The sequence below is a fragment of the Ignatzschineria sp. 22MB058224 genome, from assembly GCF_058188435.1.
This window is the reverse complement of sequence record NZ_CP187366.1, coordinates 453,018-465,670: the sequence shown is the minus strand read 5'-3', so window position 1 is coordinate 465,670 and position 12,653 is coordinate 453,018. Positions and strand designations below refer to the sequence as shown.

The window sequence follows — 12,653 nt, the reverse complement described above, 5'->3', positions numbered from 1 at the left end:
TATAAAAATTTCATCAGAAAAAGTTGTTAACAACTACCTGGTTAAAATGAAAGGAATAAACTTGCAATACCAAGATAGATAAATACACCAGCAATATCACAAATTGAGGTAATTAATGGCGTACTAGCTGTTGCGGGGTCGAGATTAAATAATCTAAAAATAAATGGCATAACAGCCCCTAACAAACTGCCAAACATTACCACTACAACCATTGCGATCGCGACAATAATGGCCGTTTCTGTACCTACATGATGTGCACTCCCTCGGTAATAGCCAATAATTGAAATCGCTACTGCCATGGTGATTCCCAAAGCAAAAGAAACTAAGGCTTCTTTACTGATAACTTTAAACCAATCTTTCATGGTGACATCACCCACAGCCATTGCACGAATAACTAATGTTGTTGACTGTGAGCCGGCATTACCGCCACTTGCGATCAGTAGCGGCAAGAAGAAGACAATGTGGAGATATTTTCCTAGTAACTCCTCATAACTCGCAATTCCAGCACCGGACAAAAGATTCACAAATACTAAAATAACTAACCAGCCAATACGTTTTTTATAGAGCCAACCAAAAGAAGATTCTAGTAAACCTTTTACCTCTTCATCTTCATCAACAGAGATAGAAGCCATTTTATGAATATCTTCAGTCGCCTCTTGCTGCATAACATCCATCATCTCATCGACATGAAGCACACCAATCATTCGGCCGTTACTATCGACAACTGGCAGTGTTACAAGATCACAGTCTTGAAAGATTTTTGCCGCTTTCTCTTGGTCGAGATTATAATCAAGCTTAAGTGTTGCAGGTGACATAATTTCTCGTAAAATTTGATTTTCTTCAGCACCCAAAAGCTCTCTTAACGACAACACACCCACCAATAAACCGATATTATCAATTACATAACTATAATGGATATTTGTTTTCCCATGGACATTTTTCCTTAGATACTTAAAAGTTTCTCCCACAGTAAATGTTTCGGGGACACAGATAAAATCGAAATCCATTAAAGATCCAACGGTCTCTTCTTCAAACCGCTCTGTGTTCAATGTTTGTGGATTATGAACCATTAAAGCATCCTCCTAGAATATTAGGCAATCTATCCTGATCACACTATTAAGTTAATGTCAGCGGCTAGGAAGCTCTAAAAACAATCGCTCATGTGAATAATTACACTATGATATGAATATTGCAGATGAAAAGATTATTAAAATTGCCAAAAACTGCCCCTGCAAGGTTTAAAACAATCACCCTTTTGTAAATATATTACGTAAGAATGCAGTTGTTGAATTCAAATTTTCAGGATTAACCTAAAATTTAAGTGCGAAATTATAGCCTTTAAAGCAGTATTTTTCAATTCAAATACCTGAAGCTATCAAAGATTTACTTTAATATAGCTAAAAATATCTTTATGAAAAACTGATACAAATCCCTATTTTTTTGCGGTATGATTGCAGGATTATAAAATTGAGTGACGTGTAGTAATGAAAATTCTAATTCTCGGAGCCGGGCAAGTGGGCTCTACGGTCGCGCATGTGTTATCAAAAGAAGCGCAAAATGATATCACTATCATTGATAACCAATATGCCCCATTAGCCTCTCTTAAAGAGCGCTATGACATACGCACCATTAGAGGAAACGCAGCATCCCCAGTACTTTTAAAAGAGGTGGGTGCTGAAAGTATGGATGTGATCATTGCAGTGACTTCAAGCGATGAGGTTAATATTGTTGCTTGCCAAATTGCGCATACTGTATTTGGTATCAAGTTAAAAGTTGCCCGAGTTCGTTCCCAGGATTATCTCAAAACAGGCGATCTCTTTGGAAACAAAATCGACTCAACATTTCATATTGATGTTGTGATAAGTCCTGAAACTCTGATCACCAACTATATAAAAAATATCATTGAACTTCCCGGCGCGCTCGATGTCCTTCGCTTTGCAAAAGGTGAAGCATTAATTGTTTCAATGGGAGTTGAAAAAGATTCACAACTCTATGGACGACGCTTTTCAAAAATTAAACGCCGTACCCGTCATCTAAATATTAACTATGTTGCTATTTATCGCGAAGGAAGTGAATTTATCCCCGATGAAGACACCGTACTAGAAGAGGATGATGAGGTTTATTTCCTATGTGCTCGTTCTGATGCACGAGAAGTGATCGAACTTTTCCAATCTAAACAACGTATTGCGAAAAAAGTTACCATTGCTGGTGGTGGTAATATTGGTGCATCTCTTGCCGAGGCATTAGAAGCCTTTACGCATGTAAAACTAATCGAAGCCAGCGCTGAAAGAGCAAATGCATTAGCCTCAAAACTCAATCGTAGCTTAATTTTACATGGTGACTGCACAGACGAAACATTACTCTTTGAAGAAAATATCGAGAATACTGATCTTTTTTGTGCATTAACCAACGATGATCAAACGAATATCATGGCAGCAATGCTCGCTAAACGGCTCGGGGCAAAATTCTCAATGTCTCTTATCAACCGTTCTTCTTATCTTGAGATGATTGAGGATGAATCGAATATTGATCTTGCTTTCTCTCCACAACAAGTAACATTAAGCACGCTGTTAACCTATATTAGAAAAGGCGATATTGTTCAGGTATACTCTCTAAGATCGGGTGAATCAGAAGCGATGGAAATCATTGCACATGGTAATGCAGAAACATCTAAAATTGTTGGAAAATCACTCGAAGGGATACGATGGCCTGAGGACGTTGTTGTTGCTGGACTTGTTCGTCGCGGTAAAGTTGTCAAAATCGAACCTTCTATGTATATCGAACAAAATGATCACCTTATCTTATTCATCACAGACAAAGAGAGTATTCCAGAAGTGGAAGATCTTTTTGAGCTGCGGAAATAGGGATTTTTGTGACCTCTATGTCATAAAATAACTTATAACAATATTTTAACCAAAGCGTTTAAACCAAAGTCGTCAGGAGACTATAATGGAAAAAATCAATAAAGTGGTCCTCGCATATTCAGGCGGGTTAGATACCTCCGTCATTTTAAAATGGTTACAAGATGAATATAACTGTGAAGTTGTAACATTTACTGCGGATATCGGACAAGGTGAAGAAGTAGAACCAGCACGCGAGAAAGCAAAAGCACTCGGTGTTAAAGAGATCTATATCGATGACCTTCGCGAAGAATTTGCTCGCGACTTTATTTTTCCAATGTTCCGTGCAAATGCAATTTATGAAGGTGAATATCTGTTAGGTACATCCATTGCACGTCCTCTGATTGCTAAAAGATTAGTTGAAATTGCGAATGAAACAAATGCAGACGCGATCTCACACGGCGCTACTGGTAAAGGAAATGACCAAGTCCGTTTTGAACTTGGTGCATATGCACTAAAACCAGGCATTAAAGTCATTGCTCCTTGGCGTGAGTGGGATTTAATGTCCCGTGAAAAATTGCTCGATTATGCAGAGAAAAATAATATTAAGATCGATCGTGGCGGTAAAAAATCTCCTTATTCAATGGATGCAAACTTACTTCATATCTCTTATGAAGGTTTAGTACTTGAAGATCCTTGGACTGAACCTGAGGCAGACATGTGGCGTTGGACCGTTTCTCCTGAAGAAGCACCGAATACACCATCATATGTTGAATTAACGTATCGCCATGGTGATATCGTCGCAATTGACGGCGTAGAAACATCACCTGCAAATGTAATGGCGCAATTAAATAAACTTGCTGGTGCAAATGGTATTGGCCGTGTTGATATTGTTGAAAACCGTTATGTCGGTATGAAGGCACGCGGATGTTATGAAACACCCGCTGGTACTATCATGCTTAAAGCCCATCGCGCAATTGAATCAATCACGCTTGACCGTGAGGTTGCACATCTTAAAGATGAATTGATGCCCAAATATGCGAGCTTAATCTACAATGGGTATTGGTGGTCACCAGAACGCAAAATGCTTCAGACGATGATTGATGAATCACAAAAATTCGTCAATGGTGTTGTACGCGTTAAACTCTATAAAGGTAATGTCATCATTGTCGGTCGTAAATCAGATGACTCCCTCTTTGATGAAAATATCGCAACATTTGAAGATGACGGTGGCGCATACGACCAAAAAGATGCCGGCGGATTCATTAAATTGAATGCTCTACGCTTACGTATTGCCGCAAGTAAAAATCGCCATTTTTAATATTCTGCTTTTGTTAGACTTGTAACCTTTCTTCAAAAGTAAATAACAAAAAACCTCGTTATCATTACGAGGTTTTTTATTGGAATAAATTATTATTAATCAATATAAAAAAGCGCAGCAGAATTACCTGCTACGCCCATCATTACGAAATTTTATAAAAGAAAAATATTATTGATTACTTGCTAATTGCAGCATCAACATCATCAATCATTTTTTCTGTTGATTTAAACCCACCACCCGATAAATACCAGACATTTGGGTCTAAATACGTAATATTACCATTTTTATATGCATTGGTATTTTTAATTAATGCATTTTCAATTACCTCTTTAGCAGATTGATCGCTATTACCCACTACCGCACTACGATCAACTACGAATATGTAATCTGGATTTTTAGCCATGACATATTCAAATGAAACAGTCTGCCCGTGAGTCGCTTCTGATTGTAATGAGTCATCAGCGGGTTTTAAACCTAACACATCATGAATAAGGCCAAAACGTGACCCTGGCCCATAAGCACTAATTTTTCCACCATTCACCAATAAGATTAAAGCTGTTTCATCCATATTGGCAGTTTTAGCACGTACAGATTCAATCTTTGCTTCAATAGCTTTAATCTCTTTTTCCGCTTCATTTTCTTTACCAAAGATCTCTCCAAGCGTACGCATATTACCAGTTACTGAGTCAACATAGTGCTTATTGTCAATTGCTAAATTAATCGTAGGAGCAATTTCTGTAAATTGCTCGTACAGTGGTGCTTGACGATGTGAAATCACAATAAAATCAGGTTTTGCACCATGGATTGCTTCAAAATTTGGCTCTTTTAAATTCCCAAAATCGAGATATTTATTGTTATCATACTCAGCAAGATAGCTCGGTAAATTAGCTTTTGGCAAACCTACTACATCAATATCTAATGCTTCTAAGGTATCTAATGTTCCAAAATCAAATACGACAACCCGTTGTGGATTTAAAGGAACGACCGTTTCGCCGGATGCATGTTTAATAGACGCTGTTTTAGGCGACTCAGACACTGTTTGTTCAGTCGTTTTAACGTTATTAGCCTCTGTTACTGTTGGTGCTGCTTTATCATCACCACAAGCGGCTAATAAAACCGCCAATGTTGAAGCAATAATTACTTTATTAAATTTTTTCATCAATAAACTCCTCAGCTTAATTCAAAATCAAAATAGATCGGCTGTACACAGATAGCCTACAAGTTTTAAAAAATCTCAGTTATTATTCGTTAAGAGAAATAGACACAAATCCGGCGATTATCAATCGTTTGGATAGGAATATCCATATCATAAATATCCTTTAAAATAGCACTATTAATGATTTTAGCGGTTTCACCTTCATGGATCAGCCTCCCGTTTTTAAGTGAGATAATATGGTCTGAGTAACATGAAGCAAAATTGATATCATGAATAACAATGACGATTGTTTTATTTTTCTCATCTGCCAATTTACGAAGCACCTGCATAATCTCGACAGAATGTTTCATATCAAGATTGTTGAGCGGCTCATCAAGAAAAATAATATCAGTATTTTGAGCAACTACCATTGCAATAAATGCTGATTGCCGTTGACCACCACTCAACTCTGAAACATATTTATCCTGTAATTTTGTCAACCCCATATATTCCATGGCTTCATTAATGAAATATTGATCTTCTTCGGTTAAGCGCCCTTTGCTATAAGGAAATCGTCCAAATGCAATTAGTTCACGGACGGTGATACGTAAATTTAAATGATTCGCCTGCTTCAAAATAGAGATTTTTTTTGCAAGTTCATCAGAATTCCAACGCTCAATTGTCTCACCATTGATTAAGACACGACCACTATCAGCGGCTATTAAACGGCTCATAATTCCTAATAATGTACTCTTTCCGGCACCATTAGGACCAATTAATGAAGTGATTTTATTTTGAGGAATTGTCAAAGAGACATTATCAACCACTGCACGTGATCCAAAATACTTTGACACATTTTCTACAACAACCATTATTTACTCCCTCTTAATAAAAGGTACATAAAGTAGATACCACCGATAAAGTTAATGATCACACTTAATGTGGTCGAAAAATTAAAGATACGTTCTACCAATACTTGTCCGAGCGTCAAAGCAATGATACTCACCAGTACTGTACCGACTAATAAAACTGAATGACGATATGTTTTAAAAATTTCATAACTTAAGTTCGCCACTAATAGTCCTAAAAATGTGATAGGACCTATCAATGCTGTTGAAACTGCTGTAAAGATCGCAACAACAACTAATGTAATCATCACTAACTTGTGATAGGAAACACCCAAATTCACCGCTTGATCTCGCCCGAGTGACAATACATCTAAAAACTTAATACAAGGAAAATACCCTACTAAAGTCAACCCAATAATCAGTATTGACCACCACAAAAGCTTTACTTGAACATTATTGAAACTTGCAAACATCTTGTCTTGAACAATCAAAAACTCATTAGGATCAATCAAGACCTGCATAAAGGTTGAAAGACTTTGAAATAATGCCCCAAAAATGATTCCAACTAAGAGTAAAAAGAAGACTGATCGCCCACTTTTTCCTAAGATACCTCTAAATAGAAGCATTGAAAAAAACACCAGTGAACCGACTGAAAGGAAAAATAACCATTCATTATTCATCATGGCAAAACTCTTGCCACCAAGAAAAAAAACTAATACAGTCTGAACAAATAGATAGAGCGAATCAAGTCCCATAATGCTTGGCGTTAAAATTCGGTTATGTGTAACCGTTTGAAAAATTACTGTCGAAAAAGCAATAGCGCCACCAGCAATAATCATTGCTCCAACTTTATAACCACGACGTGGTAGTGCATAATCCCAATTATCTCCAAGCTGGTAAAAGAGATAGAGTGAAGTGGTCACAATCGCAACTAAAAAAAGTAGTAATAATTTAATACGTGCACTCATGCGCTTGCTGCCTTTTTAAAAAGAAGCCAGAGAAACACTAAACTACCAATAACTCCGATCATTACGCTAACTGGCACTTCCGCAGGATATATAATCAGTCGCCCAACAATATCACAACCAAGGACGATAATTGCTCCTAAAACGGCGGTAAATGGAAGTGTCGCACGAATATTGTCGCCTTTATAAATCGATACAATATTTGGCACAATCAATCCTAGAAATGGAATCATTCCAACGGTTAATAGTACCGATGCTGTCATCATTGCCACAATTGCTAACCCAATATTAACGACTTGCTGATACTTGAGACCAAGATTTTTTGCGAAATCTTGACCCATACCGGCAATTGAAAACTGATGAGCATAAATATAAGCAATAATCATTAGAGGAATAGAGATATACATCAACTCATAGCGCCCTGCCAATACGACAGAAAAGTCACCAATTAGCCATGAAGCAAGGTTTTGAATAAGATCATATTTGTAGGCAATAAAGGTTGAAATTGAACCAATAATTCCACCAAACATCAATCCAATTAACGGGATAAATACCGCATCTTTATATCGGATACGCTCTAATATTTTCATAAAAATAAATGTGCCACCTAACGCAAATAGAAATGCACAGATCATTTTTATGATCATGGAAGAATTTCCAAAAAATAACAGAGACACTAAAATACCAAGTCGCGCTGATTCCATTGTCCCTGCTGTTGTTGGAGAAACAAATGGATTTTGACTCAACTTTTGCATAATTAATCCACAGATCGACATCGCCGCTCCGGCAATTAAAATTGCCAATAGACGAGGAATTCGGCTCACAATAATCGTCAGCTTTTGCGTATCTGATAAATTAAAAAGATCGTTCACAGAAAGATCACTAGCGCCAATAAAAAGAGACACTAATGATAATCCTATAAGAACGATAATCCAAAATGAGACTCGCATCGATTGATGACCAACCTTTTCACAAATGTAATAATGACTCGAATGATAATGATTGCTATTTTACAGTATATTTAGGCTTTTCATAGGCGAATTAAAAATTTTAAATCATTTTGGACATTTTTTATCTAATTCAAAATACTGTATATCAAAAAAAGAGCTTGTGTTTACAAGCTCTTTTGTGCAATTTCTCTCTCTTAAGTTACAGAATATTACGGAATAATTAATCGTGTTCCAACAGGTACACGTAATTGATTATCCGGCAAATTATTAACCTTCTTTAAAGTTGTAACATTAATATTATATTTTTGAGCAATTGCATCTAGACTATCACCACGCTGCGTTACATACTCACGTAAAAGATCTCCTTCAGATATTAATTGGATCGGTGCAGTCGGTTCTGGAAATTCTACACCAATTGTAACAGGGGGGATAGCAACTGGTGCTGGCGCATCAACTTTAGGAATATCAACACTTGCTACCGAAACTGAATTATCCGTAACATTTTGTACGACCCCGCTACTGCTAGATTCTAAACGTAACTCTGGCAATTTTACTTCCGATTTACGCTGCGGTGCAACATATTTTGCACCGGAATTCTGAGTCAATACTTGTGCTTTACTATTATCAGCTTTTTGAACAACTGTACTATATACCAATTCAGTAGCAGGACGCTCTTTATAGTATGCTTTAATCCCTGCTAAAATGTCCTCTGCAAGTCGTGTTTGATGTTTTTTACTACGCAGATTTTGCTCCTCTTTGGGATTGGAGATAAAACCTGTTTCCACCAATACCGATGGAATATCTGGTGCCTTTAATACGGCAAATCCTGCTCGCTCTACCTGACGTTTATGAAGGTTAGCATGCTTACTAACGTGCTTCAGAATATGCTTTCCTAAAGCATTTGATGATTCAATTGTCGCTTCTTGCGATAAATCCAAAAGCATCGATGCAATCGCATCATCCTTATCAGAGATTTTTACCCCCCCAATTAAATCAGAACGATTCTCTGCTTGCGCTAATAAACGTGCCGCTTCACTTGATGCACCGCTTGTAGAAAGGATATAGACAGATGCTCCGTCAGCTTTCGATGAACCTGCGTCTGCATGAATAGAGATAAACATATCGGCTTTATTACGACGAGCGATCAAAACACGTTCCCGAAGCGGAATAAAAGTGTCATTACTACGCGTCATAATCGCTTTCATATTAGGCTCACGATTAATCTTTTCCTGCAAAATTTTTGCAATTTGTAAAACAACATCTTTCTCACGAGTTCCAGCTTTACCATGTGCCCCGGGGTCCTTACCACCATGACCGGGATCTAGCACAATCAAGATATTCTTTTTAGGAACCGCCTTAGCGACTTGAATTTCTTGGGGCTGTGTCACAACTGTTTGGCCTGATTGTGCAAAGTCTTGCCGCACACTTCCTGCAGATGCCCCTACACTAATAACTAATTCATAACCTAATTTTCCTTTAATTACTGCAGCACTCGCCGGTACCGTTGAATGAATTAGATCAATCACAATCCGTAGATCTGTCCCTTGTTGTGTTCCCAAACGTACACCAGACACAAAGCTTGATGTTATTGGTAAAGACGTAACCTTATTTTGCAGCTGCGCATTAGGAATATCAATTACCAATCGATCGGGATTTTGTAAACGAAAACTATTGAATTTAATCTGTTGATTAAGAGGAAAAATGATCATCATCTCTCCATTACGATTCTCAGCTCGTCCGGTTCCTACAACTGTTGCAGCAAAAATTATGTTACACAACATTAAAACGACAAAGAGTAGAAATGCAATCCCTCCCTGTTTTTTAAATGAAACAGTTTGATTCATTCTAGCCCCTTAATTTGCTGCCCAATCAATATTATCTGTAATAATTTTTTGAGATTTAGAGTTCCCAAAGAAAAGATTAAATTTATGAAAAAGCGCTTTTGCCTCTTCTGTTTTTCCTAAAGCATTTAAAATCACAATATAGTGCGCAATGATCTCGGGATCTTTATTTTTGTGGTACGCTTTACTAATATATTTATCAGCAAGTTCAAGTTCGCCCAATTGAAAATATGTCCACGCTAAACTATCTTCAATAAAATCTTGATCTGGCATCATGAGATTGGCTTTTGTAATCAACGGTAATGCTTTTTCAGCATTTTTTGGATCAATTTCTACTAAGGAAAAACCCAAAGCATTATAAGCAATGGCATCTTGTGGATTTGCTTTTATCTCCTCTTCGAAGAGATGAATCATCGTATCGTAATCTTTTTTACCTAAAGCGCTCATCGCACGTAAGAAGGTTAAATTACTTTGATTATTACTATCAAAAAGATCACTATATTCTACAAGTTCACGATCTAGCAATACATACTGTTGCTCTTTTTCAAGCATCATCATTTTTTTCATCGTAACGGCAGCTGGTTCAGAAATAGCAAGTGCTGAAATATCATCAAAACATTGATTAAATTGCTCTATATCTCCTGCTAACAACGCAACTTTTGCTTTAATTGTATAAAGTGCTTCCGCATACTCTGGAGTTGGATTAGGAATCTCTGGGAGAACTTTTAAGAGATTTTCACTATTTCCGAGTATTTCCGAGAAGTAGAAAAGATTAAGTACAGCGCGTGTCAGAACCTCAGGCTGATTCAAACGAAGCGTCAACATATCACGGATATTATCGTAATTTCCCATCACATATGCCATACCAATAAATTTCTCAAAAACAGGAGGTGCTTCATTTGTAATGATCATTAGTGGAATTAATTGCTGATACGCTGTCTCGTAATCAAAATTTGATATCAAGGCATTGACATACTCTAATCCCATTTCTGGATCTTGATAGGTGTTATATGCGTTTTCGAGCAACCTAATAGCTTTTTCTGGCTCACCTTGATTCCAATAGACAAAAGTATAAAGCGTATAGATTTTTGCATTTTCTGGATTAATTTGTAGTGCCCGCTCAAGATAACTTTCTGCCTCTGAGTAACGAGAGTTATCAATTGAGAATCCTGCTAACAACACCAAAGGAAATACATCATAATCTTCCAATGCCGCGAGCTCTTTAAAAACCATTAATTGCACTTCAAGCGGTAATTCAAATTCATGAAAACGTTTTAATATTGAAAAATAAGGTGATCCATTCATTGAACCATCATCTGTCAAGTAGAGTAACTCGACGAGATGATGATAAGTCATCGCTGCTGCATCATAGTCCCCTGTCAAAAGATAAGATTCAGCAAGAAGATTATAGTTATCGATATTAGTAGGATCTTGAATGACCAACTGCTGAATAAAAGGTAATGCCTGCGCGATATTCCCTTCACTTAAATTTAATTGTACAGAACGTTTCGTAGCTTGACTCTGCTCTAACCCGGTTGCTTCAGCATTTGCTCTTTCAAGCTCAGCTTGATTTACTGCCTCTATCTCAGCAGCAACAAAATCATAGTTTGCTGCGCTCTCATCACTCGGAAAAGCAGTAATTTCATCTTGGATATCCGATACTTCCTGAATAATTTCATTATTGATTGCAGTATCTTTATCACTTACTTGCATCTCTTGTGCATATGCTGATACTTGCACAAGGTATCCTAAGATAAGAAAAAAACTGATTATTTTCTTCATACAGCCGAGTCTCCCTTATATCTATTCGTTTGCAATCTCTAACATGCTGTTTCAATTCTGCTATATTAAAGATAATACGCAATTTAACGCCTTATTTTAACGTAATTAATGTTGAATTGTTAATTATTACGACTAAATCATTGAATGGAGAAACTAAAATGAGTCAAAAACATTTTGCCTTAATACTTGCAGGTTCGGGTCATCTTGATGGAGCAGAAATTACTGAGGCTGTGGCGCTTAATATTGCATTATCAAAAGAAGGCTACAAAGTCTCTTTCTTTGCACCCGATAGAATGCAATTTGATACGGTTAATCATTTGACAAAAGAACATGATGAACCTAATCGTAATATTTTCATTGAAGCGGCAAGAATAGCTCGCGGCAATATATCCCCAATCACTGAACTCGATATCCAAAAATTTGATGGTATTGCGATGGCCGGTGGTTTTGGCGTAATTAAAAACTTCACTACATTTATACAAGATGGTGATAAAGCTGTATTAATTGACGATATCGCTACCACACTTCATGCGGCGATTAATGCAAAGCTTCCAATAATCGCGATATGTGCGGCTCCCATGGCTTTGGCAATCGCGCTTAAGGAATTAGAGATTAAAGATGGATCAATAACCTTTGGAGAAAAGGCAAATGCTGGCAATTTTCTTACGGCACTTGAAACGTGGGATATTGCTCATTATGAAACCACTATCAATCAAGCACATGTCGATAAAAAATATCACCTCATTACTAATGGCGCATATATGAATGACAAAGCAACACCCTTTGAAATTTTCCTCGGCGCTTCAGCTTGTGTGGAAGCATATAAGGCATTGAAGCTCTAGCTTCAATATTTTATCATCGCTTGCTGTTAAATACTTAGGCAATGGATTTAATTTAAATAAGTGGATATATTTGTAAAAATCGCACAAGATTTATACAGATTTTCCACTTTTTTAAAAATCAGGTACACT

General features: G+C 37.0%; 10 protein-coding genes. 3 read left to right on the top strand and 7 right to left on the bottom strand.

Going from position 1 to position 12,653, the window contains the following annotated elements; all coding sequences use genetic code 11:
- Window positions 1-41: 41 nt before the first annotated feature.
- Window positions 42-1,070, bottom strand: coding sequence for a magnesium transporter (mgtE, locus tag ACPF7B_RS01780; protein ID WP_490505926.1), 1,029 nt, complete (start codon window positions 1,068-1,070; stop codon window positions 42-44).
- Window positions 1,071-1,484: 414 nt separating this feature from the next.
- Here mgtE and trkA point away from each other — a divergent pair, with 414 nt between their 5' ends.
- Window positions 1,485-2,864: a Trk system potassium transporter TrkA gene (trkA, locus tag ACPF7B_RS01775; protein WP_490505925.1), complete on the top strand. Its 1,380-nt coding sequence runs from the start codon at window positions 1,485-1,487 to the stop codon at window positions 2,862-2,864.
- An 85-nt stretch (window positions 2,865-2,949) separates the two neighbouring features.
- Window positions 2,950-4,161, top strand: coding sequence for an argininosuccinate synthase (locus ACPF7B_RS01770; RefSeq protein WP_490505924.1), 1,212 nt, complete (start codon window positions 2,950-2,952; stop codon window positions 4,159-4,161).
- A 175-nt stretch (window positions 4,162-4,336) separates the two neighbouring features.
- Here ACPF7B_RS01770 and ACPF7B_RS01765 read toward each other — a convergent pair whose 3' ends face one another.
- The 6 genes from ACPF7B_RS01765 to ACPF7B_RS01740 all read right to left on the bottom strand — a co-directional run bounded on the left by ACPF7B_RS01765 (window position 4,337) and on the right by ACPF7B_RS01740 (window position 11,682).
- Window positions 4,337-5,320 (bottom strand): siderophore ABC transporter substrate-binding protein, encoded by a 984-nt coding sequence (locus ACPF7B_RS01765; RefSeq protein WP_490505923.1) that lies wholly within the window; start codon window positions 5,318-5,320, stop codon window positions 4,337-4,339.
- An 89-nt stretch (window positions 5,321-5,409) separates the two neighbouring features.
- Window positions 5,410-6,168 carry an iron ABC transporter ATP-binding protein gene (locus ACPF7B_RS01760; protein WP_490505922.1) on the bottom strand — a complete coding sequence of 253 codons (759 nt, stop codon included), beginning with the start codon at window positions 6,166-6,168 and terminating at the stop codon, window positions 5,410-5,412.
- Window positions 6,168-7,112: an iron chelate uptake ABC transporter family permease subunit gene (locus ACPF7B_RS01755; protein WP_490505921.1), complete on the bottom strand. Its 945-nt coding sequence runs from the start codon at window positions 7,110-7,112 to the stop codon at window positions 6,168-6,170. The genes ACPF7B_RS01760 and ACPF7B_RS01755 overlap by 1 nt, the downstream gene beginning before the upstream one ends.
- The gene (locus tag ACPF7B_RS01750; RefSeq protein WP_490505920.1) at window positions 7,109-8,059 is read right to left on the bottom strand and encodes an ABC transporter permease; all 951 of its coding nucleotides are present in this window, start codon (window positions 8,057-8,059) and stop codon (window positions 7,109-7,111) included. The genes ACPF7B_RS01755 and ACPF7B_RS01750 overlap by 4 nt, the downstream gene beginning before the upstream one ends.
- Before the next feature lie 209 nt (window positions 8,060-8,268).
- Window positions 8,269-9,903, bottom strand: coding sequence for an N-acetylmuramoyl-L-alanine amidase (locus ACPF7B_RS01745; protein WP_490505919.1), 1,635 nt, complete (start codon window positions 9,901-9,903; stop codon window positions 8,269-8,271).
- A 9-nt stretch (window positions 9,904-9,912) separates the two neighbouring features.
- Complete coding sequence (locus ACPF7B_RS01740; RefSeq protein ID WP_490505918.1) at window positions 9,913-11,682, bottom strand: tetratricopeptide repeat protein; 1,770 nt, start codon at window positions 11,680-11,682, stop codon at window positions 9,913-9,915.
- 158 nt (window positions 11,683-11,840) lie between these two features.
- On the opposite strand from ACPF7B_RS01740, the gene elbB reads away from it, so the two are divergent.
- Window positions 11,841-12,524, top strand: a complete 684-nt coding sequence (gene elbB, locus ACPF7B_RS01735) for an isoprenoid biosynthesis glyoxalase ElbB (RefSeq protein ID WP_490505917.1) — start codon at window positions 11,841-11,843, stop codon at window positions 12,522-12,524.
- The last annotated feature ends 129 nt before the right edge of the window (window positions 12,525-12,653 follow it).

Coding starts and splice junctions, on each gene's coding strand:
- ACPF7B_RS01770 (WP_490505924.1), top strand. CDS start 2,950: ATGGAAAAAATCAATAAAGTGGTCCTCGCATATTCAGGCGGGTTAGAT.
- ACPF7B_RS01750 (WP_490505920.1), bottom strand. CDS start 8,059: ATGCGAGTCTCATTTTGGATTATCGTTCTTATAGGATTATCATTAGTG.
- ACPF7B_RS01755 (WP_490505921.1), bottom strand. CDS start 7,112: ATGAGTGCACGTATTAAATTATTACTACTTTTTTTAGTTGCGATTGTG.
- elbB (WP_490505917.1), top strand. CDS start 11,841: ATGAGTCAAAAACATTTTGCCTTAATACTTGCAGGTTCGGGTCATCTT.
- mgtE (WP_490505926.1), bottom strand. CDS start 1,070: ATGGTTCATAATCCACAAACATTGAACACAGAGCGGTTTGAAGAAGAG.
- ACPF7B_RS01760 (WP_490505922.1), bottom strand. CDS start 6,168: ATGGTTGTTGTAGAAAATGTGTCAAAGTATTTTGGATCACGTGCAGTG.
- ACPF7B_RS01745 (WP_490505919.1), bottom strand. CDS start 9,903: ATGAATCAAACTGTTTCATTTAAAAAACAGGGAGGGATTGCATTTCTA.
- ACPF7B_RS01740 (WP_490505918.1), bottom strand. CDS start 11,682: ATGAAGAAAATAATCAGTTTTTTTCTTATCTTAGGATACCTTGTGCAA.
- ACPF7B_RS01765 (WP_490505923.1), bottom strand. CDS start 5,320: ATGAAAAAATTTAATAAAGTAATTATTGCTTCAACATTGGCGGTTTTA.
- trkA (WP_490505925.1), top strand. CDS start 1,485: ATGAAAATTCTAATTCTCGGAGCCGGGCAAGTGGGCTCTACGGTCGCG.